Origin of the sequence: Undibacterium cyanobacteriorum (assembly GCF_031326225.1) — a bacterium.
GTDB lineage: Bacteria > Pseudomonadota > Gammaproteobacteria > Burkholderiales > Burkholderiaceae_D > Undibacterium > Undibacterium cyanobacteriorum.
In genome coordinates this window covers 1,167,063-1,190,051 of record NZ_CP133720.1, presented here as the reverse complement: position 1 = coordinate 1,190,051, position 22,989 = coordinate 1,167,063, and the positions used below count along the sequence as shown (strand labels likewise).

Sequence of the window (22,989 nt, the reverse complement as noted above, 5' to 3'; positions counted from 1 at the left end):
TACGTGCGCAATACAACGCACCTATTCGCACCCCACTCCATATCCGCATTTGTCTTACAAACGTCATCTTTAATCTCCTTGCGACATTCTATAAGAAGAAGGACGATTGTAAAAAATATTTCACTCTGTAGAAATAGATGCTTATCTCTACAATTTCATGACAAATTGCACGAAGTTCACAGGGGATTCTTTATTCAAAGCGATTTAAGATTGCACACAGTCAAGATCCGGGTGGGCCGAACAAATCGCCACATTAGAGGTCCGCTTCAACACGTTCAACACGTTCAACACTCATGAAGTCGGTAGGAAAAATGAAATTCGCTATTTCAGACACACTAGGTTTTATCGCCGCCCTTATTGTGGCCGCCTGCGTGACTGCCTGCTTGACGGCCTGTGGGGGATCGGGTGAGAGTGCGGCGAGTCCGAACGCAAAAACAGCCCCATCACCGTTCGACACTACAGCATTCCAAAACTTAGCAAAAGACACGAGCTGTGCTGAGCTCGAAAATCGCCTTTTCGTCATCGATCAACAGTACGTCTTGTCTGAAAAAATCGGGAACTGTGCCGACGCACGTTACCGTCAAACTCTGTACGGGAAAAGCCCTGACAACATTCTTTGTACCAACGTCGACTCGATTGCTGGTCCACGCTACAGCTGTAACGACACTAGCCTCAGTCCACTTTTCCGACAAATCATCAATAACCTAGATATTGCCAACTTAGGCTTAGATAACACACACCAAGTACAACAGATCAGCGTTACCAGTGGCAAAGAAACCTCTCTTTCTGCAGCAAGTTTGGCACCGCGACTGTTCTATGGACAAGCGCCCATCAATGCGGTGATCAAAGACGGCAAGCTCTGGCAGCAATTTACGAGTTACGGTGGATTTAGCGACACCGTGCTACCTACTCTTGATTTCACTCAGCAAATGCTGATGGGTGTTTTCGCGAAAAGTGCCAATAACTGCAATGACGTTGGGATTCACAAAGTCACGAGCAACGGTCAACGCGTATTAGTGCAATACTCCGAACGCAGCATTGTGCCGATCGCTAGTTGCGATCCAAATAGTAGTGCGCGCGCCACGCCTATGAACCTTGTGGTCGGCCAACGCCTCTATTTACCAGTCGATTTCATGGATGTAAGTGGCGCCATCGTGGCTCAGCAATTAGTCACACAAAGTAATATCTCGGGCGTTCAATCAAGCCGCTATGTCGTCATTCACGACCAGTCTAGTTGGGAAAAACTGTGGGCAGAACATGACCAAGGAAAGCAAGCGATTCCAGCGATCGACTTCAGTCAAAAAATGGTCATCGCCGTATTTTCAGGTCTCAAACCGAACGGTTGTTATGGCATCGCAGATGTGCAAATCTGGCGCTACAACGGCAGCATCAATGTTTCGGTACGTGAATCAAGCCCGTCGCCAGTCGCCTTATGTGCACTTTATTTACCCTCACCGGCCTACCTCGTCGCGATCGATAAAACGAGTGAACCGGTGGAATTTACAACGATTTTGTCCAGGAATTGAAGCATCCCGAATGTGATTACGATGAATTTAGCCTCATAACATGAAGCGCCGCGCTGAAAAATGTAAAATGCGATGAAGCGAATACTTAACACTCTCGCCGCTATCATTTCATTCAAGTTACAAGCAGGCATGTCGAACATGAAAAAAATAATCGCCCTCATTAGTCTACTCGGAGCAGTTCCCTGCATGGCCCAGACTCCGAGCCGAAATCTAATGCCAGATGGGAGCTATGACAGCTACATCGGCTTAGGGGTGAATTCACGTCCGGTGTATGAGGGTTCTGAAACACGAAAGCGCGCCTTGCTACCGATGTTTCAAATGGAGTGGAGCAATGGTTTTTATATCTCTGGCATGAGTGCAGGCTGGCATTTATCTGAAAGCCCAGAGTTTGAGTTTGGCCCTTTACTGCAATTGGAACCTGGACGTACACCATCCGGACTTGGATCGACCATTGATACACCAATGCGCACCACCAGTTCGAGCGATTGGGGGCCTGAGCTAAAAATTATCGGCCGCAAAATAAATCGGCTCGAAGGCATGACAGATATCAAAGCGCGCTTACTCGGGGGTGGCTTCTTCAATTATCGCGTCACCGAAAATCTACGTTTTACGAATGCACTCTTGTATGGCGCTGGTAATGACCGCAAGGGTTTGAAACTCAACTCGGACTTGAATTACCGTTTTGGAAATTTACCAAGGCATCATTCGCTCAGCCTCAACTTCGGCGTGAGCATCGTCAACGAATCCTATGCGAATAGCTTTTTTGGCGTCAACGAGGAAGATTCGTGGAATAGCATCAATGAGGAATATGCAGCGAAAGCTGGAATCAAGGACGTACATGTTGATCTCAATTGGAATTACAGCATCAATAGTTCTTGGCTCGTAACAAGCCGTATTCGTACGGCAAAGTTACTCGGATCCGCGAAAGATAGTCCCTTGGTGGAGAAACAAGTAGGAACAAGTGCCTCAGTGGCACTCGCATATCGGTTTTAAGAGTTTTATTTTGAATCATTGTTAGAAATACGAAAAATCGTGAAATCCAACATCACTTCTTTGTTCGCAGTTCTTGCAGCCTTTGCGCTGGGGCCTTCAATGGCTCAAGCGCAGGGCGGCATTGACACGAACAAAAAAGTAGATAGCGAATGGATTAGCTACCGTGACGCGTACAAAACCATGGTGTGGTTCGAAAAATTCGGCAAGAGCAAGAACCTGATTCAGAACCGTTTCCAAATCGTCGTCAAAGAAAAACAGGTTAGCTTCGATACCGTTCGACTCACACTCAACTCCAAGAGTGGCGTGATGAATTTGAACCTCGACCCATTGGGACAAACCCAATTGCCGTTGCTCAAAGCGGCTTACGATGAAAATGCCGAGCTCAGTATCACGCCGCGTATCGGACAATTCAGCTTCCGCTCACGTGTGAGTATTCTGTTGCGTGCCGATGGCAATTATGAGATGAGCGATTTACGAACGGCCTGTGAGCAGAGCCTGAGCTTCTTGAGTTCCCTAGACCCGGCTGGCATGAACGGAAAAAAATGCGTTGGTGTGAAGTTCGCTTTCGACAAAAAAGATAGTAGCGCTGCAGTCGAATTGCGCACACATCAATCGACCCATCAGGCAGTCGGAATTCAAGATAATGTCCTCTTGTGGCAGGATTCCAATATACAACTCAAAGTCGCGCAAGTTCGCTTCGACACGAACTTTGATAAATCACATCTGGTCACGCGCAGCAGTCCACTGATTGCAATTGCCGTCATCGAATAAAAAACGGCGCTCAATAGCGCCGTTTTTTTGAAGTAAAATGTGTTGCGAATCTTTTCAAGCAAACATACATTCCACTTAGGCAAGCGACCATGCCGAAGGTGAAAACAAGTAACCCTCGCCCCACACTGTCTTAATTTTCTCGGAGTGTTGATCGTCGAAGCGACGACGCAATCGAGAGATAAGGTTATCGATACTACGATCCAATCCATCAAATTCGATACCGCGCATTTTTTTCAAAATATCGTCGCGCGACAAAACCTTGCCTGGCGACTCAGCCAAAATCATCAGCAACTTAAATTCCGTATTTGATAAATCGATCGCGAAATCATTCCACTCGACGATGCGATCACCTTTGTTGATTCGGAGTCCACCGAACACAATCAGTTCAGGATCATGCGCAGCGTCATCGCCTTGACTACCGTTACTACGGCGTATCAAAGCGCGTAGTCGAGCTAACAGAATGCGGGGTTGCACAGGTTTATTCACGAAATCATCCGCGCCTTGCTCCAGTGCAGATACTTCATCGTACGAATCCTCACGTGCAGTCAAGATCAAAATCGGCACTTTGCTGTGCTCGCGGATTTGGCGTGCTACTACCATCCCATCGAGTCCTGGCAGCATCAAATCAAGTACCACAATATCTGGCTTACTTGCTTGAAATTGTGGCAAAGCAAGGTCGCCGCGTGCGACTAAATCGACGGCGAACTCGTAACTTTGTAAATATTCGATAATCAGGTTTGCAAGACGCTCATCGTCTTCAACCAACATAACACGATACATAGGCAGATCTCCTCGCCCAAGATTGTATAAGCCCTTCGATGTAAGAGCAATCAACCAAAAGGTAGAAAAGCGTCTGAAAATTGTATGTTTCGAGGGGAGAAGAACGAAAAATTGCCCTAGCTGGGGTGACACGGGACGAAGCTCGGCTTCACCAACCGATGGTGACGGAGCTGATCGGCATCATCATTCGCCGATCAGGCCCGAAAGACGTCTGTTCTTTGCTATATCGCACGATAGGTCGCCAATGTATTTAACTATGCTGCTTATAATCACTATCTTGGAGTTTCTCTTGCATAAAGCGCTGTAGCGCCTCAATCATTGGTTGAAACTGCTTTTCAAGTTGCTCGAAAATGATTGGAACACGTGAAAAATCTTTGTGTTTCCCCTTCAGCTCCAAGGCCTTGGCTAACTCCTCTACTGGGTGTGCATTAAAGTTCCCCACCAGCCCTTTAAGAGTATGTGCGCTGCGGTATAAAAGTTCGGCATCCTCCTTCGTTACCGCCAACTGCAACTCCTGCAATTGACCTTTATAAGCATCCAAGAACATCGGCGTGATGATAGCTAGAACCTCTTCATCACCTTGCAGCACATTGGCAAAATAATCGAATTGTAGCGCTCGACTATCAGATTTTCGTCTTGCCTCTTGGTTTGTTTCAGATGATGTATCGTCGGAAACTGCGCGCGGCTCCGCCAACTGCGAAAAGATTTGATCCAGCAGGCCCCTAAGTAAGTCCGACTTGATTGGCTTGGATAAATAATGATCCATCCCGACTTCGAGACAACGTTCTTTGTCGCCTTGCATGGCATTGGCAGTCATTGCGATAATTGGAACATGCGCATCACCTTGCTCCATCGCCCGAATTTTCTGAGTAGCCTCAATACCGCCCATCTCAGGCATTTGCATATCCATCAAAATGACGTCGTAGGCGTGGCGTTTGTGCATGGCGATCGCCAATAATCCATTCTCTGCGACATCGACTTGATGCCCCCACTTCTCAAGGAGGCTACGCGCTAATTTTTGATTGATAGGATTATCTTCGGCAACCAATACCCTTAAGGCTTTTTGCTCATTCTCACGTAAGTTTGCAGCAAGGTGAGCATAGTGCATCGCGCCATTCGAGACGCCTTTGAAAACCGATTCAATTGCAAACTGCAATTCACTTTGACTGATAGGCTTACGCACGTATCCTGCAATGCCAAATTCCTCACACCGTTTGGCATCATCTTGAGAACCTGCTGATGACAACATCAGCATCTTGCTCTTTCCAAGTAAGCCTTCTTCACGCAACTGCGAGGCCAAGCTAAAGCCATCTTGCTCTGGCATGCAGGTATCCAACACAATCAAATCAAAAGGTTTATTTTCCTCACGACTTTTTATTACAGACTGTACTGCTTGGTGAGCGCTTTCCACGGCCGCCGCCTGCATATTCCAATTACGCAGAGTATCACCGATGTACTTGCGGTTGATCGAATTATCATCCACCACCAACACATTCAAGCCTTGCAACTCAATATCGGGAACGTGTTTTTCAGAGATTTCGCCAATGCCAAAAATCGCTGAGAAAAAGAAACTGCTGCCCTTCCCAACTTCACTCACGACTTGCAACTGACCCTGCATGCCACTCACCAAACGCGAAGAAATTGAGAGGCCCAATCCCGTGCCACCATACCTGCGCGTCGTTGATGCGTCGGCTTGGCTGAATGGTTGGAAAATATGTTCAATCTTGTCTGCGGGAATCCCGATGCCGCTATCGGTAACCGCGAAATAGATTTTGACTTCTTCGTCGTCGCGATCTTCAAGATCGACGTCAACGGAGATCACTCCTGAGTCACTAAATTTGATTGCGTTACCCACCAAATTAGTGATTACTTGACGCAGCTTGCCCGGATCACCAAGCAGCACATGTGGCAATTCTGGATCGATTTGATAAACCAATTCGATATGCTTTTGTTCGGCGCGTAGTGCAAGCGACTTGAGAGTTGTCGCAATCAACTCACGCAAGGGGAACTCGATCCGCTCCAAAATCATTTTGCCCGACTCAATCTTGGAGAAATCGAGAATATCGTTAATGATGCCCAATAAGGAATTCGAAGATACCTTGACTAGCTCCAGATACTCTCGCTGCTGCGCATCCAATTCCGTATCAAGCGTCAGTTCCGTCATACCGATGATGCCATTCATCGGCGTGCGAATTTCGTGGGACATGGTGGCTAAGAATTCACTCTTGGCACGGCTCGCCTCCTCCGCTCCAATTTTGGCTTTGATTAAGGCAGTCTCAAATTCTTTACGGCTCGTTATATCACGACATGATCCGTAAATGCTACCGTCGGGCAGCAGAGCGGCATTCATCTCAACAGGGACTTGTCCACCCGCCTTGGTCAACAGTCGAATTTCTTGGCGAATAAATTTTTCTTGCTGCAGGCGTTGATTGAAAGTTCTGCGTCCAATCTCACGATGCGCATCCGGCAACAAATCATAAATCAAGTTACCCAATACTTCATCGCGTTCAAATCCAAGCATGTTAAGGGCTAGATCATTCACATAAATCCAGCGCTCGTCGGGGCCCGCCACAAACACGGCATCCGCTGCATTGTCTAAGATCATGCGTTGCTTATTTTCACTCTCACGCAGAGCAGCTTCCGCAGCATGTCGCGCCGTAATATCTTGGAAGGCCGCCACCGAGCCAACAATTTCACCGTTCTCAAAAATGGGAGACGCGACTAAAGACACAGGGAAAAAGCGTCCTGACTTATGCCGGAAGTACTCATCGTCGGAGCGAAATACTTGGCCATGATTCATAGCCTGGCTGATGCAGCAGTCCTCATGTGACACCACCGTGCCGTCCGGTTTATGGGCGTGGATGAGATCGTGCAGAAGTTGCCCGCGCGCTTCATCGAGAGTCCATCCAAGTATCTTCTCGGCCTCAGGATTGAGAAAGGTACATGCACCAACATGATCTAAGGTGTACACGCCTTCACCCAAGGTGTTCATCACATTCTGCAGTAAGCGTTTGCTGGCTTCAATTTCATCCTTTAGCAAGCGCTCATGCGTAATGTCGGTCCGGATCGAAATAAATTGATATGGTTGCTTGAGTTCGCTCAAGAACGGAACGATGGTGGCGCTGGTCCAATAAAAACTTCCATCTTTGGCTCGATTACGAATTTCTCCATGCCACACTTCGCCACTCTTGATGGTGTCCCACATATTGGCGAAGAAGCTAGGGCTGTGCAGTCCGGAATTGACGATACGATGGTTTTGTCCCAACAATTCTTGCCGATCGTATTGGCTAATCGAGCAAAATTTATCATTGGCGTACAACAAATTACCATTCTCATCGGTGATACTGACAATGGCATGTTCATCGAGTGCAAACTGTTGATTTTTGATTGCATTTAATGCTGTTTGAAGTTCGCTCCGCGTACTCAAGACATCACTGACTAAACCAGCCAATAAAGTACTCAGCGACTCTAAGCTCTCATCATCGCCGAGATGCTTACCAAGTTGTGCCAACACTTCGTTTGCGGTTCGACGCAAAGTATGGATGACCTGTTGACGCATTTCCGCTTCATGGCGCAAGCTTTGGTTAGCTTCCATCAATTCGGTAGAACTAAGCTCCAAGCTTCTTTTACCTAAGGCTAGGTCACGATCTGCCTGTTCATACGCCTCATCCACTTGCGCGAAGAAATGGCGGAATCCTTTAAGCGCTTGGCGTGCGCTTTCACTCAGTCCGCAGTTTTCGTCCAGTGATTCGAACTCGGATAAAAGCGCTTCTAACTGAGGCTCACCTACGATCCCCAGTAGACGCTTATATTGGCGCAAGGACAGCTTATGTGGCATCAGGCAGCCTCGGCGAGATACGTAATCGTCATCGTTTGATTGTGAAGACTGCAGGCTTCCAATTTATAACCGGGACAAATTTCCCCATTTGAATAAAAACCGCAGAGTACCGTGTGCTCGCCGAGAATATCCTGCACCGCTTCAACCTCTTCGTCGACTCGGCCACCCATGACGAGTTTGCGCCCCACGCAACTCACCAATAAACCTAAGGCTTGCCCACTTGCGGATCCAACATTCTCGATGGTCGAATTCGCTGCTGTTTCAGCGCCATCGACCAAGTCATTCGTATGTGCATGCATTAAACGCAAATACCCGTCAGGGTTAATCACTCCTGCTAATACCAAACTACCATCAGCTTCATTCACTCCAAGAATGGTTCGAATCTGCCCTAGAGATTCACGGGCGTCACTGAGCATCTCGAATGGGAACAGTAAACCTGAACCAGGTAGGTCTTTTGCGTAGTCACCTAAGTAGCGTTTATAAACATCGAGCGCTGGCTCGCCATCAAGTTCATACAATATATTGCCAACACAGCGCGTGACTTTTCGCGTCGGGCCAAATGGTTTCCAGCCGCCGAAACTACCGTGCGAAAACATCAGTTTTTCCCCCTCAAAACCAATCCCAATAATGTGATCCGTAGAAACCGCTTGATTCGACATGGTGTAGGTTTTCACAAAAGCACCATCGTCCCCGGCCAAGCCGCCAGTAATCGGCATACTCGCCCCTAATACGCTCACCATCCCTTCAATCATGCCGCTGCCATTGATGGCGACACCTTGTCCTAAAACGAGCACCGCTTTCAGTCGGTCCGACTGCAATTGCCGAGCTAGAGCAGCTCCCGCATCATAGGACTTCTCCATCGATTCCAAAGGGGCGGTCGCAACCGTGAACTGGGTATTTTCAAAGTGAATCGCTGTCACCACCGTCGTATGATTGACGACGCCACTCGGCGCAATTTCACCTGCCGTGGTGCAACCGACGCATTGAGCATGAGGGAATTTAGCCCGCAGTGCTTGATGCAGACTAGGGTTCGCGAAGTGCTCCGTAAAACCAAACACTAGCACCAACTGAGGTTCGAGTGCCATTAAACTATCAAGTTTTGATAAGTCAGTAGAAATATCCTGCATCACGGTTTGAGCAATTTTCATTTTATGTCCTTCCTCATACGAGAGATACCAGCCAAACACTGCAAAAAAAATTATATTTATCGCTTTAACTTTAAATTAGAACGAACCTAAACCACCTAATTCATTCTTGTCGTCCTTATAGCGCTCACGAATCTCTAAGACTTTGTCCCAATCTAAAAGAAAAGCATCGACGCAGACGGGATCAAAATGTTGCCCACTGCCTTCGCGCAAAAATTCCACCGCTTTCTCAAGCGGCCAAGCCGATTTATAAGGGCGTTCTGAGGTTAATGCATCAAACACATCTGCAACGGCCACGATACGTGCGAACAAGGGAATCGCATTGCCGACTAGTCCCTGTGGATAGCCGCTACCATCGTATTTCTCATGGTGAGAAAGCGCAATCTGCGCACCAGTTTGCACAATCTCGGATTGACTGCCTGCCAGAATTTGATAACCCAGAGTCGCATGAGTTTTCATGATGGTAAACTCTTCTGGGGACAACTTACCGGGCTTCAAAAGAATATGATCAGGGATTCCTACTTTGCCGATGTCATGCATGGGTGCTGCATCAAGTAAGATCTGCTGTTGTGACTCGGACAATCCCATATTGGCGCCAATCAGCTTCGAATAATTCGCCATCCGAAGAATGTGCGCACCAGTTTCAGGATCGCGCGAATCAGCTGCTTTCGACAAGCGCAAGACGGTTTCTTGTTCGCGCGCCTTAATCTCGGCAGTCGCCTTTTGTACCTCTGAGTCTAGCCATGCGGCACGGTTTTCTAGCAGGCGTTGGTTCTTACGCAGCGCCAACATGTTTTTTGAACGCGCTAAAAATTCAACTTTATCGACTGGTTTAATTAAGAAGTCGTTTGCCCCTGCTTCGAGTGCGTCATAACGTACTGCCGTTTCATCATTGGCAGTGATCATGAGAATAGGTATATCCACGCACGATGGGATCTTACGGAATGCGCTGATGAACTCCACCCCGTTCATACGAGGCATCATGAAATCAACTAGCACAAGATCTGGAACATTTTCCGCGCACCATTGCAATGCACGTTCGGGCTCGGTAAAACTTACCGCGCAGCACTGATCTAACTTGCCTAACAGACGACACAGCAGCATTACATTGATCTCTGCATCGTCGATCACAATGACCCGCATTTCCATCATCATTCCTCACTTCGGAGAACCATAGCGAAAAGGCGCAAGGATTTACAGCAATTGAGCCCTCGGAAATTTCACTTTAAATGATAGACGGATTACTGAGAAATTTGTTTCTTTTTGGAAAAACTTTAGCGCGCTTGGTAAAAATACGACGAAGTATTCCGAGCGCCAGATGCGTCATTGTCAATATAAAAAGATGCGTGCCGAAAAGCGTGCAATAAAATCAATAACTACGCGAGATTTATGACTCAATTAAACGTGAGACAGGAAACTGCACACAAAATTTGCTACCAACACCGGGCGTCGACTCAATCACAAGCTGGGCGTTATGGCGCAACAAGACGTGCTTCACAATGGCGAGGCCAAGACCGGTGCCTTGCGTCTCGCGCGAACGGCTTTTATCGACGCGATAGAAGCGCTCGGTCAATCGTGAAATATGCTCGGAGCTAATGCCGATGCCCGTATCTTGCACAGATAATTTCGGTCCTTTCTCGCCTGCATGCCACGCAACGGTGATGCTGCCACCTTCTGGTGTGTAGCGCACCGCATTGGTCACTAAATTACTGATAGCACTTCGAATTTCATCGCTGCTACCTTGTATATTTGGTCCGGAGAAATCGAGTGCGATTTGGTGCTTCCCTGCTGACAGGGCTTGCGCCTCCTGCACGATATGTTTCAGCATCATCTGCATGTCTATCGTTTCAGAACGGACTTGGAACTCAGCTGACTCGAGTCGACTGAGAGTTAACATATCTTCGACCAAGCGTTGCATGCGCTGCCCTTGTTCGACCATCAATTTCAGATGGGAGGACATGATCGAGACATTCTCATCGGTCTGCATTGAGGCGATTTCCAGAAAGCCATTGATGACGGTCAAGGGAGTACGAAGTTCGTGCGAAGCATTAGCGATAAAGTCGCGACGCATCATGTCGATGCGCTCTGATTCCGTCACATCGTGGGTGACCAAAATTTGTCGACGATTTTCAAAGGGAATGATGTGAACTATCAACTTCCGTTCGCGGAAAGTGAGGGTCAACGGTGTGTCGTATCGACCTAAAATAATGTAGTCGATAAACTCGGGCGTGCGCACTAAGTTAGTGACCCGCATTCCTTTATCGCGTTTCAAATCGAGACCAAGATGATGCTCCGCGATGGGATTGCACCACTCTAAGAACATCACATCGTCCATGATCACAACGCCGTCTGGCAGCAAGGTCATGGCCTGCCGAAAACGTGCCAACCACTCGGCCAGTTCCGCTTGATTCTTTTCGTCTTCGCGGCGCAATTTGTATAGGCGCGAAAATATTTCAGTCCAAGCGCCCCAACCATCCGGCAAACGCGTGCTACTTGGATTCTCTAACCAATCGGACAAACTGAGCAAATACTGCAACTGCATGATTACCAAAGCCAACATTCCCAGCGCAGCCAATGCGAAACCAAGTTTGGCACCCCAGAAATGTCCACACAACCCAGCCCCTGCCAAAATGAGCACGATACGAACAAGGGCAGAAATCCAAAAAATCAGATGAGGTCGCATAAATGAATGAGGAGGTGGTAGGGCGGGAGCCGACAAGCTTAATCGAACAGCCTTAGATCAAGTAGATTGTAGCGTATCGCCGACGCCGAAGCACCAAAGACATCACGTGAAGTCAAGGCAACAAAGGCGTCGATAGGAACGACTATTTTTCTGACAGCATATAGCCAACACTACGCACCGTCTTAATAAGGCCTTCGGCCTCCTTCAAAACTTTGCGTAAGCGCAGCACATGGACATCAACGGTGCGCTCTTCGATGACGACATGGTCGCCCCATACTTTGTCCAACAATTGGCTGCGCGAGAAAACGCGCTCAGGATGCGCCATAAAAAACTTCAAAAGCTTGTACTCAGCATGGCCGATTTCAATCTTCTTGTCGTCAATCTTTACGGTACAACTGACTGGATCAAGATGCACATTCGCAATAACCAAAGCAGATTGCGCGTGTTCTGGGCTCTTACGACGTAACATAGCCTTGATACGCGCCGTTAATTCGCGCGGTGAAAATGGCTTGGTAATGTAATCATCTGCGCCATGATCTAAGCCTGCAATCTTATCCTCTTCCATGCTTTTTGCCGTCAGCATGATGATAGGAATCTCATTAAAATTGCGATCAGACCGAATGCGAGATAACAATCGCAAGCCACTTTGATCCGGCAACATCCAATCCAACAAAATCAACTGCGGCGTACGACGCTGCAGGAATTCCCAAGCCTCGCTGGTATTACCCACCGCACAGGTATTCCAACCGGCGGCACGCAAAGTAAAACTCACTAATTCGCTAATCGCTGGCTCATCTTCAACGATGAGTATGGTTGTTTTATCGGCTGACATTATTCTTGATGACTTCCCTGTTCTTGTTTACTCGCCACGTAGTCAGAATGGCGAATATCACGACCTTCTACGATATAGATGGTGTGCTCTGCGATATTCTTGGCGTGATCACCGATACGTTCAATCGCTTTGGCAATCCACAATGCATCGAGTGCAGATGAAATTGTACTGGGATCTTCCATCATAAAGGTGATTAAGTTGCGCATGATAGAGCGGAAATCATTGTCAATGATTTCGTCGAATGCGATCAATTGCACCGCCTTCGCATCATCATGGCGGGCGAATGCGTCCAACGCTTGATGCAACATTTGACCGACGCTATTGGCCAAGACTCGCACCGTATCGTAACCATTAAACAGCGTATTGCCGCGTGCTTTGTTATGCATCTCTAAAGCGATACGCGCGATCTTAGTCGATTCGTCACCAATCCGTTCGATATCGGTGATGACCTTGCCAGTCGCCATCACCGTACGCAAATCGTTCGCGGCGGGTTGGCGCTTGACGATCAAATGGCTGCACATATCATCGAGCGCAACTTCCAAACGATTGACTTCTTCATCGGCTTTCACAACCGCCGCCGCGTGTTCGGCGTTACCAGTGCGGTAGCAGGAAATCGCATCATGAAAATGGGATTCAACCAAGCCGCCCATCAATAAAACTTTGGAACGGATCGCTTCTAGATCGTGGTTATACTGAGATGAGGAATGTTCGCCTAACATAAGGGCTCCTGAATGGTATTTTCTATTATTTACATCACATCGAAGTTGATTTAAGCGTAGCGTCACTTCTTACGGCTACGCGATCGCCTTAGCCGAATCGACCCGTGATGTAGTCTTGTGTCTCTTTGCGTACGGGGTTCATGAAGATCTGATCGGTTTCACCAAACTCGACCAATTCCCCCAAATACATATATGCCGTGTAATCAGAACAACGGGCGGCTTGCTGCATGTTATGCGTCACAATGGCGATGGTGTAGTCTTCTTTGAGTTCATTGATCAACTCTTCGATCTTGACTGTGGAAATCGGATCCAAGGCTGAGGTTGGTTCGTCCAACAAGAGCACTTCAGGTTTCACCGAAACACCGCGAGCAATACACAAACGTTGTTGTTGACCGCCGGACAAACTTAAGCCGCTGCTATTGAGTTTGTCTTTGACTTCATTCCACAAGGCTGCCTTCTTCAAGGCCCACTCCACGCGTTCATCCATCTCACCTTTGGAGAGATTTTCATAAAGACGCACACCGAAGGCAATATTGTCGTAAATCGACATGGGGAACGGTGTTGGCTTTTGAAACACCATACCGACCTTCGCGCGCAACAAGTTGATGTCTAATCCAGGCGCCAAGATATTATGGCCGTTGTACAAAATTTCGCCCTCGGCACGTTGACCAGGATAGAGATCATACATACGGTTAAAAGTACGCAATAGAGTTGATTTGCCGCAGCCGGAAGGGCCAATGAAGGCAGTCACTTTCTTGTCATACACTTTCAAGTTAACATCACGCAGACTACGATTATTCCCGTAGTAAAAATTGAGATTCTTCGTTTCGATCCCAGCACGCAGCTCAACTGGCGCAGATGCTGTTTGATTTAAAGGGTTGGATATAGAGTTCATCTGGGCTACTCAATTAATGTTGATTTTTCTGTGCAAATACGGTGCGAGACAAAATGTTCAATGCAAGAACGCTAAAGGTCACCAGCAAGGCACCGGTCCAAGCGAGGCCACGCCAATTGTCATAAGGGCTCATAGCGAACTGATAAATCACGACAGGCAAATTCGCCATCGGTTTGTTCATGTCGGTATTGGTAAATTGATTGTTCAAGGCCGTGAACAGCAACGGCGCGGTTTCACCGGATATACGTGCCACTGCCAATAAAACGCCTGTCAAAATACCAGCCTTCACTGCCTTAATACGAATAAACAGAGCAACTTTCCAACGCGGCGCACCCAATGCGAACGCTGCTTCACGCAGGCTCGTCGGCACCAAGGCCAACATATTGTCGGTAGTACGAACCACCACTGGGATGGCAATCAAAGAAATCGCCAAAGAACCAGCCCAACCAGAGAAGTGTTTGATGTGGGCGACATAAATCGCATACACAAACAAACCGATGACCACTGACGGCGCTGACAACATAATGTCCGTCACGAAGCGAGTCAGATCGCTAAACCAATTACGTTCACCATATTCGGCAAGATAAATACCTGCCAAAATGCCAATCGGCGTGCTGATCAGCGTTGCAAAACCTACCATCATCAAACTACCAATTAAGGCATTCGCCAAACCACCACCGTCCTCACCCGGTGCCGGAGTTGGCAAAGTCAAAGCATCCCAACTTAAAGAGCCAAAACCTTTGATGAACAGCGTCAATAAAATCCAGATGAGGAAGAACACACCGAATGCCATCGCCGCTGTCGAGAGAGCGATACCAATCTTGTGGCGTAATAAACGACGGCGATAAACAGGATTATCAGAAGTATTGAAATTTGCTAAGCTCATTTCACACCCTCTTTCTTTTTCATACTTAACAGGAGCAATTTGGCAGAAGCCAACACAATGAAGGTGATCACAAACAGAATCAAGCCGAGCAAGAACAAAGACGCGATGTGCAATTCAGATTCCGCTTCGGCAAACTCGTTCGCCAAGGTGGAAGCAATACTATTGCCACCTGCGAACAAAGACCAATTCAACTTATGCGCATTACCAATCACAAAGGTGATCGCCATCGTCTCACCGAGGGCACGGCCAAGACCGAGCATCACGCCACCAATCACACCTGCTTTGGTATAAGGCAAAACAATTTTTCGGACGACTTCCCAACGTGTACATCCCAAACCGTAAGCTGATTCTTTCAGAACAGGTGGCACAATTTCGAAGACATCACGCATCACCGATGCAATGAATGGAATGATCATAATGCCGAGAATGATGCCTGCTGTTAGCACGCCAATACCAATCATCGAACCAGAGAACAATTGGCCGATCACAGGTAATTTTCCCAGAGTATTGGCCAGCAACGGTTGACCGTATGAACTGAAGAATGGCGCAAACACGAACAAGCCCCACATACCGTAAATAATACTAGGAACACCTGCCAACAACTCAACCGCAGTACCCAATGGGCGCTTCAACCAAATCGGGCAAATTTCCGTCAAGAACAAGGCAATACCAAAGCTCACTGGGAATGCGATTAACAGCGCAATGATTGAGGTCACAAGAGTGCCAACGATGGCAATCATGCCGCCGAATTTATCGTTAATGGGATCCCATTCAATGGTCGTGATAAAGGCGAAGCCAAATTCCTTCATCGCTGGCAAGGCGCCGTACACCAGAGATACGACGATACCAACCAAAACCAACAAAACAAACAGGGCAAAACTGAAGGTGATTTTGTGGAACAGAAAATCCTGAATCTTCTGCTTCCGCATAGTGGGGCTATTCGTCACTGAGTAATTGGTGCTGGCCATAGTTTTTTCTTGATTATTAGATGAAGCAGCAGTCTCAGGTGACAGTAAATTAGGGGTGGAGTTCACTGACATTCTCACTCTTTTAGATGTGCAAACATCCTGAATCTTGATCAGGATGTTTGCGTTCAATTCAAACTTCTACGATTTGATTAGAACAATGCCTTACCAGATGCATCTTTCAAATTGGCTTTCCAGCTCGTGCCAATCAACTTGATCACATCTGCTGGCAATGGCACATATTCCAACTCTGTCGCCATCGCACCGCCGTTAGCAAATGCCCACTCAAAAAACTTCACAACTTCTTTTGTATTGGCTGGGTTTGGTGAAGCTTTGTGTAAGATAATGAATGTTGCACCGCTGATTGGCCATGTGTCTTTACCAGCTTGATTTGTCAAGATCACGCCCATGCCTGGTGTTTTAGCCCAGTCAGCACCAGAAGCAGCTGCTTTGAAGTTGACATCATCTGGGGCTGCGAATTGACCATCACGGTTTTTGACGAGAGTGAATGTCATTTTGTTGCGCTTGACGTAAGCATACTCAACGTAACCGATCGAGCCTTTGATCCGCTGCACGTTTGCTGCAACACCTTCGTTGCCCTTACCACCCAAGCCCACTGGCCATTTCACTGCCGTACCGGAACTTACTTTTTCTTTGAACTCTGCGCTCACTTTAGACAAATAATCAGTCCAAATAAATGTCGTGCCTGAGCCGTCAGAGCGATGTACTACTGTGATGTCATCTGCAGGCAACTTCACGCCTGGATTGATCGCAACGATTTCCGCTGCATTCCATTTTGTGACTGTTCCCATGTAGATTTTTGCCAACACTTCGCCGGTCATTTTCAATTGACCTGGAGCGATCCCTTCAACATTAATCACTGGCACTACACCACCGATTACTGCTGGGAATTGCATCAAACCATCGGCATCGAGTTCTTCGGGTTTCAATGGCATGTCAGAAGCGCCGAAATCGACTGTCTTGGCTTTGATTTGTTTGATACCACCACCGGAACCGATGGACTGATAATTGATTGTATTACCTGTTGCCTTTTTATAAGCATCAGCCCATTTCGCGTAAATTGGATATGGGAAAGTCGCACCTGCACCAGTCACTTCCGATGCGTGCACCGATGTGAAAGTTAATGCTGCTGTGGCCGCGATGACCAAAGACTTCACAATACGATTAAATTGCATATTTACCTCAGGTTAAAAGTAGACAATACTTAAAGCAACATTTTGGCGACTTAGGATCGGCAATCAGCCTGATCGACCGCGAGGCGAACTTTACAGATCGAATATGACAGGATTATGACAAATAAAGGAAGACGTGAAATCTGTCGTTTTTTATGATTTTGAATGTCACAAACTTGTCATATTCTTACTCTAATATCGTGCAAAACCTTGATTTATATCGAAAATCAGGAATTTATGTTCGGCACAATAGAGTTCAACTATGCGACAAAAACCTGTCATAAACAATGTCACAAATGATGTCACAGAGGTCCGTGAAAATAGTTCCAAAAGTACAATTATGACAAACTCTCATAAGCTTACCAGCGACTCTGAAGCGGCCATTATGGGTGCCACAGGTCTCGCTCGTAGCGCAATTTACTTAGATCGTGAACATTCACAAATCGCTTTCAATTGGCGAGTACTGGCGCAAGCCGAAGACAAATCTATTCCGCTTCTTGAGCGACTCAAATACCTGTGCATCGTCGGTAGCAATCTTGACGAATTCTTTGAAGTGCGGGTGGCCAGCCTGCTCGCCCAGAACACCGTCGACGGCCAATTAGCCAAACATTCGGCCTTCACCTCGATGATGAATCGCATCTCGATTGAATGTCATCGACTTGCCGAACGCCAATATGAAGTGTTGAATCAAGAGATCTTGCCAGCTCTTTCACGCAAAGGCATTCATTTACTACGTCATTCAGAACGTACAGAAGCACAACGTGCGTGGGTGAAGTCTTATTTTGATCGTGAAGTTCGCCCGCTGTTAACGCCGATTGGGCTCGATCCGGCCCATCCATTTCCACAAGTCGTCAATAAGAGTCTGAACTTTATTGTGTCACTCGCGGGCAAAGATGCGTTTGGTAGAGGGACTGCCATCGCGATTGTCAAAGCACCTCGAGTTCTGCCGCGCGTCATTAAAGTGCCTGATGAGCTGACCGAGAAGGGGCATGCCTATTGCCTGCTGTCCTCAATTATTCACGCGCATATTGGCGATCTCTTTAATGACAGGGAAGTACTAGCTTACTCACAATTCCGCGTCACCCGCGATAGTGACTTGTGGGTCGATGAAGATGAAGTGAAAAATTTGCGCCAAGCCTTGCAAGGAGAATTGCAAGGTCGGCAGTTTGGTTTGGCGGTACGACTCGAAGTCGCCAAAAATTGCCCAGAAGCGCTATCACAATTCTTACTCGAACAATTCAACCTGAACAAAGATCAGTTGTATCAAGTCGATGGCCCGGTCAATATGGTTCGCCTCTCTGAACTGATCGATCTTGCCAATCAAGCTAATCTGCGTTTCCCCGCATTTTCAGCGAAGATCGACAATAAGCTCACGCAGAAAAATATTTTTGAGGTTTTGAACAAACACGACATTTTGCTGCATCACCCGTTCCAACCATTCCAAACGGTGATTGATTTCATCCGCACCGCTTCGACTGATCCCAATGTGCTCGCCATTAAGCAAACGATTTACCGCACCGGGATGAATTCGGACTTGATGGAATGTTTGATTACCGCGGCCCGCATGGGTAAGGAAGTGACCGTCGTGGTAGAACTGATGGCGCGCTTTGACGAAGAGGCCAATATTAACTGGGCAGATCGTTTGCAACGGGCGGGGGCGCAAGTCGTTTATGGTGTGGTCGGTTTGAAGACGCATGCCAAATTGGCCTTGGTCATCCGACGTGAAGAGAATGGCCGTTTGAAACACTACGCCCACATGGGAACCGGCAATTACCACGCCTCGACTACCCGCTTTTATACCGACTTCGGACTCCTCACTGCTCATCCCAAAAAAGCGGCTGAGGTCAGTGAAGTTTTTATGCATCTAACTGGCTTGAACAAGCCGAAGAAGTTGGAATACCTGTGGCTCGCACCTTTCTTCCTCCAGCAGAAAATCATTAAGGCCATTCGCAATGAAGCCCGTATTGCACGTGAAGGTAGACCGGGTCGCATCATCGCCAAGATGAACGCTTTGGTCGACGAATCGGTCATTCGCGCTTTATATGCGGCTTCCGCCGATGGCGTCAAAATCGATCTGATTGTGCGTGGTGCCTGCACACTGCGGCCCGGCGTACCAGGGCTCTCTGAAAACATCAGCGTCCGTTCGATCATTGGTCGCTTTCTTGAACATTCACGCATTTACTATTTCCGCAATGATCTAGAACACGACGTTTATCTCGCCTCCGCTGATTGGATGAGTCGTAATCTGTATCGCCGTATTGAAGTGGCCTTCCCAGTTCTTGAGAAGAATCTCAAAAAACGCGTTATGAGCGAAGGGCTTGATCCCTATTTGAAAGACACCACCAACGCGTGGATCCTCGATAGCAACGGTGTGTATGAGAGACGTAAGCCGCGTGGCAAACAAGCACCATTTGGCGCCCAACAATTTCTGATGCAGTCACTTGGTTCCCCTGAGGCTGAGGACTGAGATGGATCTCATTTTATGGCGACACGCTGAAGCGGAAGATCTAGTGCACGGAATGGACGATTTGGCTCGTCGTCTGACCCCGAAGGGCCGCAAGCAAGCCAATAAAATGGGGACTTGGTTGGATAGTATGTTGCCAGAGGGCTGCCGAATCTTGGTCAGTCCAAGTACTCGCACGATCGAGACAGTACAAGCCCTTGGTCGCAAATACAAAATCATGGACGAACTAGCTCCCGAGGCCAAGCCTGAACACATACTTGCAGTGGCAAATTGGCCAGAGAGTCGTGATCCTGTCTTAATCGTTGGACACCAACCTGGACTCGGCCAAGCAGCGTCCCTCATCATTCAACCATTTCAGCCTCAGTGCGCCATACGCAAAGGCAGCGTGTGGTGGATTAGCCAAAAACAACACGCCGCTGAAGGCCTCAAAACTTATCTGAAAACGATCGTTGCACCGGATCTATTGCCACGCTAAGGCAGTGCTGACTTGCCAGTAAAGCCGCGGCACTTGATAATGCGCCTTACACATCACTTTTCTATGCTATCAGTGCTGGAAATCTAATTGACTCAATGCATTTTCGGAGTACGATCATGGCAACGCAAAACCCAAATGAAATCAATTTACTCGCGCTGGAAAATCAATTTTGCTTCGCTCTGTATTCAACTTCGCTAGCCCTGACCAAGTCCTATAAGCCACTGCTCGATAAAATTGGACTCACCTATCCACAATACCTTGTGATGCTGACTTTATGGCAGCAGGATCACTTATTAGTGAAAGAGATTGGTGAACTTTTATTCCTCGATTCGGGCACCCTCACCCCGCTCTTGAAACGTATGGAATTAGCAGAGCTGATTCAACGCCAACGCGATCCAGAAGATGAACGTCAAGTCCGAATTTCACTGACACGCCAAGGAAAACTGCTGCGCAACCATGCGAAAGATATTCCTGAACAAATCCTATGTGCGAGCGGCCAAAGCGCAGCAAATTTACACAAGATGCGACAAGAACTCGTCAAACTACGCACAGAATTGCTCAATAACGCCATTGAGTAAACCCGCAAAAATAACGCGTCTTCGTCTCGGCCAACCCCAGAAAACCCAGCCTTCGGACAATCATCAAGTTTATTAATCACTGCGATTAATAAATACAAGCATCAATTAAATTGCGAACAATTGAATTGTGCGCTATCATAATTCCATGCATGAATAAAACCGCATTCATGCCAAAGCTCGCATCATCAAGCCAGAAAACTTTTAACTTTCCAATGAGAGGAATTTATCATGCAAATTTTGTACACAGCCAATGCTACTGCGACTGGTGGTCGTGATGGACAAGCCGTTTCTGACGATCAAAAACTCAGCGTCAAACTCAGTACGCCACGTGAACTTGGTGGCGCTGGCGGCGAAGGTACGAATCCAGAACAATTGTTCGCCGCGGGCTACTCTGCTTGCTTCATCGGCGCCATGAAATTTGTCGCGGCGGCTCAAAAATTGAGCTTACCAGCAGAAACAAGTGTGAATGGAAAAGTTGGTATTGGCCCCAATGGCCAAGGTGGATTTGGCCTAGCAGTCGAACTCAATGTATCGTTGCCGGGTCTAGAACGCGAGGCGGCATTGGCTCTAGTGAACAAGGCCCACGAAGTCTGTCCTTATTCCAACGCAACACGTGGCAATATTGAAGTTACACTGAACGTTCTGTAAAAAATCGTCGCCGCTGAATGCAAGTTCTAGTGTGTCGCTAGGCTTGCATTTTTTTCGTGTTTTCGTAATTACAGAGCTTCGAACGCGCATAAAAAAATGCGCCATCACAAGAATGGCGCATCAACCGGTAGGATCTATTTACAAAACTTAAGCTTACGCTCAGCGGGAGCACCAAACGAGGTGTCGACTTTCTGGCACTCCCAAAACTACATTAGAAACTGTATTGCATACCAACAGAGAAAGTGTTCACATTTTCTTTCTCACTACCAAGCTTCACACGGCGTGTTTCAAACTCACCACGCAAAGCCAAGTCTTTTGATACTTTGTAAGTCAAGCCTAAAGCGCCAACTGGTTGTGTGGAAGTGGTGTCGTCGGAGAAACCGAGCAAATTACCCACATTGCCTTTCGCCGACGTCGTGACGCGAGACACACCAAGTTTCACAAAACCGCCAAATTCATCTGTGAAATCCGCTTTCGCAACACCAGCGAAATCAATACCAGACGCTTTCACTTCCGCACTGGCGATAGCATTGCCCAAAGGAGCTGACGCAGTGATTTTTCCCAGGGAAAACAAGGAAGTTTCAAAAGCAAAATTCTTATCGAAATTGTAGCCACCGATCAACTTGAAGGCATTCGATTTTGTGTCGCACTTAGAAACTGCTTTGCAATCGTCGTTCCATTTAGCTTGACCTACAGTGCCACCAACATACACGTTTTGCGCAGAAGCCACGCCAGAAGCCAACATCGCTGCCAAGCTTACTGCACCAACTAACAAAGATTTTTTCAACATAATTTTCTCAACTTCCAATTAAAAAGACTTTCAATAACCACATACAGAAATCCGCCTTGTGTTCAAAACCCTTATCCGGAGAGCTTTGCAACGGGTCGAATTTACGCATTCCTGACGATCTTCACAGTCGTGCTGTGCTGTCGTTGGAGGCATCATGGCAAAGGCATTTACAAGACGCCAATCGAAAGTGGAAGGTTGATAAAGACTATACAAGCAGTACTATCAAATAATACTTCGTGCAGATACGGATCGTTTTAAGGATCCAATCGAGATGGTGCGGCCATTTAGAGAAAGCCGAGAATTGACGTAAAATAATGCCATAACAAGTTCATACGACAAGCAATGAAAATTCATGGCGAATGGGAAATCACTGTGGTTCGCAACGTATTAGTACGAACAACAGCAGGCATTTTCAATGATGAAGGCACCTTAGCGGTTTTTGAGGAAACCAAAAACAAAGCGCCAACGGATCAGGCTTGGGCTGGGCTCACCAACGCCGAACGTTGGGAAATGTCGACCGCCTCAAGCCTGCAGATGTTTCCAGGGATGCGGGAATGGGCCTTCGCCAACAACTGTCAAGGTTTGGCAATCGTCGTTCCGAGCGCCTTGAAGAAGAAAATTCATCAGCAACAAACAGGCCAATACCCGAGCGACAAAGTCGCGTACTTCAGCGATATGGAAAGTGCTTGTGATTGGTTGACGCAAAAGGGATTTCCAATTTGCGTAGACGAATATCCACATCGTGAATTTCTCGAAAAATCCCGTCACCACAGTCATGAGTGAATCAAACAAGCACGACCTAGACTTC

20 protein-coding genes are annotated in these 22,989 nt (G+C 47.4%); 8 read left to right on the top strand and 12 right to left on the bottom strand.

Annotated features, from left to right (window positions below; all coding sequences use genetic code 11):
* Positions 1-311: 311 nt before the first annotated feature.
* From RF679_RS04890 to RF679_RS04880, 3 genes are all read left to right on the top strand, one after another.
* A complete protein-coding gene (locus RF679_RS04890) occupies positions 312-1,526 on the top strand; it encodes a hypothetical protein (RefSeq protein ID WP_309483099.1) in 1,215 nt (404 codons plus the stop codon).
* Between the two features lie 138 nt (positions 1,527-1,664).
* A complete protein-coding gene (locus RF679_RS04885) occupies positions 1,665-2,519 on the top strand; it encodes a MipA/OmpV family protein (protein ID WP_309483098.1) in 855 nt (284 codons plus the stop codon).
* A 39-nt stretch (positions 2,520-2,558) separates the two neighbouring features.
* Positions 2,559-3,290 (top strand): hypothetical protein, encoded by a 732-nt coding sequence (locus tag RF679_RS04880; protein ID WP_309483097.1) that lies wholly within the window; start codon positions 2,559-2,561, stop codon positions 3,288-3,290.
* A gap of 75 nt (positions 3,291-3,365) precedes the next feature.
* On the opposite strand, the gene RF679_RS04875 is transcribed toward RF679_RS04880, so the two are convergent.
* The 11 genes from RF679_RS04875 to pstS form a co-directional block, all read right to left on the bottom strand.
* Positions 3,366-4,070, bottom strand: coding sequence for a response regulator transcription factor (locus RF679_RS04875; protein ID WP_309483096.1), 705 nt, complete (start codon positions 4,068-4,070; stop codon positions 3,366-3,368).
* Between the two features lie 250 nt (positions 4,071-4,320).
* The gene (locus tag RF679_RS04870; protein WP_309483095.1) at positions 4,321-7,908 is read right to left on the bottom strand and encodes a response regulator; all 3,588 of its coding nucleotides are present in this window, start codon (positions 7,906-7,908) and stop codon (positions 4,321-4,323) included.
* On the bottom strand, positions 7,908-9,056 hold the full coding sequence (locus RF679_RS04865; protein WP_309483094.1) for an FIST signal transduction protein: 1,149 nt from the start codon (positions 9,054-9,056) through the stop codon (positions 7,908-7,910). The genes RF679_RS04870 and RF679_RS04865 overlap by 1 nt, the downstream gene beginning before the upstream one ends.
* Before the next feature lie 75 nt (positions 9,057-9,131).
* Positions 9,132-10,208 carry a two-component system response regulator gene (locus RF679_RS04860; protein WP_309483093.1) on the bottom strand — a complete coding sequence of 359 codons (1,077 nt, stop codon included), beginning with the start codon at positions 10,206-10,208 and terminating at the stop codon, positions 9,132-9,134.
* 232 nt (positions 10,209-10,440) lie between these two features.
* Positions 10,441-11,736: a phosphate regulon sensor histidine kinase PhoR gene (phoR, locus tag RF679_RS04855; protein ID WP_309483092.1), complete on the bottom strand. Its 1,296-nt coding sequence runs from the start codon at positions 11,734-11,736 to the stop codon at positions 10,441-10,443.
* Positions 11,737-11,878: 142 nt separating this feature from the next.
* Positions 11,879-12,568 (bottom strand): phosphate regulon transcriptional regulator PhoB, encoded by a 690-nt coding sequence (gene phoB / locus RF679_RS04850; RefSeq protein ID WP_309483091.1) that lies wholly within the window; start codon positions 12,566-12,568, stop codon positions 11,879-11,881.
* Complete coding sequence (phoU, locus tag RF679_RS04845; protein ID WP_309483090.1) at positions 12,568-13,287, bottom strand: phosphate signaling complex protein PhoU; 720 nt, start codon at positions 13,285-13,287, stop codon at positions 12,568-12,570. Before phoU ends, phoB begins: the two co-directional genes overlap by 1 nt.
* Positions 13,288-13,375: 88 nt before the next feature.
* A complete protein-coding gene (gene pstB / locus RF679_RS04840; RefSeq protein WP_309483089.1) occupies positions 13,376-14,182 on the bottom strand; it encodes a phosphate ABC transporter ATP-binding protein PstB in 807 nt (268 codons plus the stop codon).
* Positions 14,183-14,195: 13 nt separating this feature from the next.
* On the bottom strand, positions 14,196-15,068 hold the full coding sequence (pstA, locus tag RF679_RS04835) for a phosphate ABC transporter permease PstA (protein ID WP_309483088.1): 873 nt from the start codon (positions 15,066-15,068) through the stop codon (positions 14,196-14,198).
* Positions 15,065-16,036 (bottom strand): phosphate ABC transporter permease subunit PstC, encoded by a 972-nt coding sequence (gene pstC / locus RF679_RS04830; RefSeq protein ID WP_309483970.1) that lies wholly within the window; start codon positions 16,034-16,036, stop codon positions 15,065-15,067. The genes pstA and pstC overlap by 4 nt, the downstream gene beginning before the upstream one ends.
* Positions 16,037-16,185: 149 nt before the next feature.
* Positions 16,186-17,229: a phosphate ABC transporter substrate-binding protein PstS gene (pstS, locus tag RF679_RS04825; protein ID WP_309483087.1), complete on the bottom strand. Its 1,044-nt coding sequence runs from the start codon at positions 17,227-17,229 to the stop codon at positions 16,186-16,188.
* Positions 17,230-17,611: 382 nt separating this feature from the next.
* On the opposite strand from pstS, the gene ppk1 reads away from it, so the two are divergent.
* The 4 genes from ppk1 (at position 17,612) to RF679_RS04805 (ending at position 21,391) form a co-directional block, all read left to right on the top strand.
* Entirely contained in the window at positions 17,612-19,693 is a 2,082-nt protein-coding gene (gene ppk1, locus RF679_RS04820; protein WP_309483969.1) for a polyphosphate kinase 1, read from the top strand.
* Position 19,694: 1 nt separating this feature from the next.
* Positions 19,695-20,165: a SixA phosphatase family protein gene (locus tag RF679_RS04815; protein ID WP_309483086.1), complete on the top strand. Its 471-nt coding sequence runs from the start codon at positions 19,695-19,697 to the stop codon at positions 20,163-20,165.
* Between the two features lie 116 nt (positions 20,166-20,281).
* Positions 20,282-20,743, top strand: coding sequence for a MarR family winged helix-turn-helix transcriptional regulator (locus tag RF679_RS04810; RefSeq protein WP_309483085.1), 462 nt, complete (start codon positions 20,282-20,284; stop codon positions 20,741-20,743).
* 228 nt (positions 20,744-20,971) lie between these two features.
* Positions 20,972-21,391, top strand: a complete 420-nt coding sequence (locus RF679_RS04805; protein WP_309483084.1) for an organic hydroperoxide resistance protein — start codon at positions 20,972-20,974, stop codon at positions 21,389-21,391.
* Between the two features lie 211 nt (positions 21,392-21,602).
* Here the strand turns inward: RF679_RS04805 and RF679_RS04800 are convergent, their stop codons facing one another.
* Positions 21,603-22,181, bottom strand: coding sequence for an outer membrane beta-barrel protein (locus RF679_RS04800; protein WP_309483083.1), 579 nt, complete (start codon positions 22,179-22,181; stop codon positions 21,603-21,605).
* Between the two features lie 342 nt (positions 22,182-22,523).
* Between RF679_RS04800 and RF679_RS04795 the strand changes: the two genes are divergently transcribed.
* Entirely contained in the window at positions 22,524-22,964 is a 441-nt protein-coding gene (locus RF679_RS04795; RefSeq protein WP_309483082.1) for a hypothetical protein, read from the top strand.
* Positions 22,965-22,989: the final 25 nt, after the last annotated feature.

Bases quoted from the DNA above. Each gene is read 5' to 3' on its own strand.
- RF679_RS04890 (WP_309483099.1), top strand. From the start codon at position 312: ATGAAATTCGCTATTTCAGACACACTAGGTTTTATCGCCGCCCTTATT.
- RF679_RS04885 (WP_309483098.1), top strand. From the start codon at position 1,665: ATGAAAAAAATAATCGCCCTCATTAGTCTACTCGGAGCAGTTCCCTGC.
- RF679_RS04875 (WP_309483096.1), bottom strand. From the start codon at position 4,070: ATGTATCGTGTTATGTTGGTTGAAGACGATGAGCGTCTTGCAAACCTG.
- RF679_RS04870 (WP_309483095.1), bottom strand. From the start codon at position 7,908: ATGCCACATAAGCTGTCCTTGCGCCAATATAAGCGTCTACTGGGGATC.
- RF679_RS04865 (WP_309483094.1), bottom strand. From the start codon at position 9,056: ATGAAAATTGCTCAAACCGTGATGCAGGATATTTCTACTGACTTATCA.
- RF679_RS04860 (WP_309483093.1), bottom strand. From the start codon at position 10,208: ATGATGATGGAAATGCGGGTCATTGTGATCGACGATGCAGAGATCAAT.
- phoR (WP_309483092.1), bottom strand. From the start codon at position 11,736: ATGCGACCTCATCTGATTTTTTGGATTTCTGCCCTTGTTCGTATCGTG.
- phoB (WP_309483091.1), bottom strand. From the start codon at position 12,568: ATGTCAGCCGATAAAACAACCATACTCATCGTTGAAGATGAGCCAGCG.
- phoU (WP_309483090.1), bottom strand. From the start codon at position 13,287: ATGTTAGGCGAACATTCCTCATCTCAGTATAACCACGATCTAGAAGCG.
- pstB (WP_309483089.1), bottom strand. From the start codon at position 14,182: ATGAACTCTATATCCAACCCTTTAAATCAAACAGCATCTGCGCCAGTT.
- pstA (WP_309483088.1), bottom strand. From the start codon at position 15,068: ATGAGCTTAGCAAATTTCAATACTTCTGATAATCCTGTTTATCGCCGT.
- pstC (WP_309483970.1), bottom strand. From the start codon at position 16,036: ATGGCCAGCACCAATTACTCAGTGACGAATAGCCCCACTATGCGGAAG.
- pstS (WP_309483087.1), bottom strand. From the start codon at position 17,229: ATGCAATTTAATCGTATTGTGAAGTCTTTGGTCATCGCGGCCACAGCA.
- ppk1 (WP_309483969.1), top strand. From the start codon at position 17,612: ATGGGTGCCACAGGTCTCGCTCGTAGCGCAATTTACTTAGATCGTGAA.
- RF679_RS04815 (WP_309483086.1), top strand. From the start codon at position 19,695: ATGGATCTCATTTTATGGCGACACGCTGAAGCGGAAGATCTAGTGCAC.
- RF679_RS04810 (WP_309483085.1), top strand. From the start codon at position 20,282: ATGGCAACGCAAAACCCAAATGAAATCAATTTACTCGCGCTGGAAAAT.
- RF679_RS04805 (WP_309483084.1), top strand. From the start codon at position 20,972: ATGCAAATTTTGTACACAGCCAATGCTACTGCGACTGGTGGTCGTGAT.
- RF679_RS04800 (WP_309483083.1), bottom strand. From the start codon at position 22,181: ATGTTGAAAAAATCTTTGTTAGTTGGTGCAGTAAGCTTGGCAGCGATG.
- RF679_RS04795 (WP_309483082.1), top strand. From the start codon at position 22,524: ATGAAAATTCATGGCGAATGGGAAATCACTGTGGTTCGCAACGTATTA.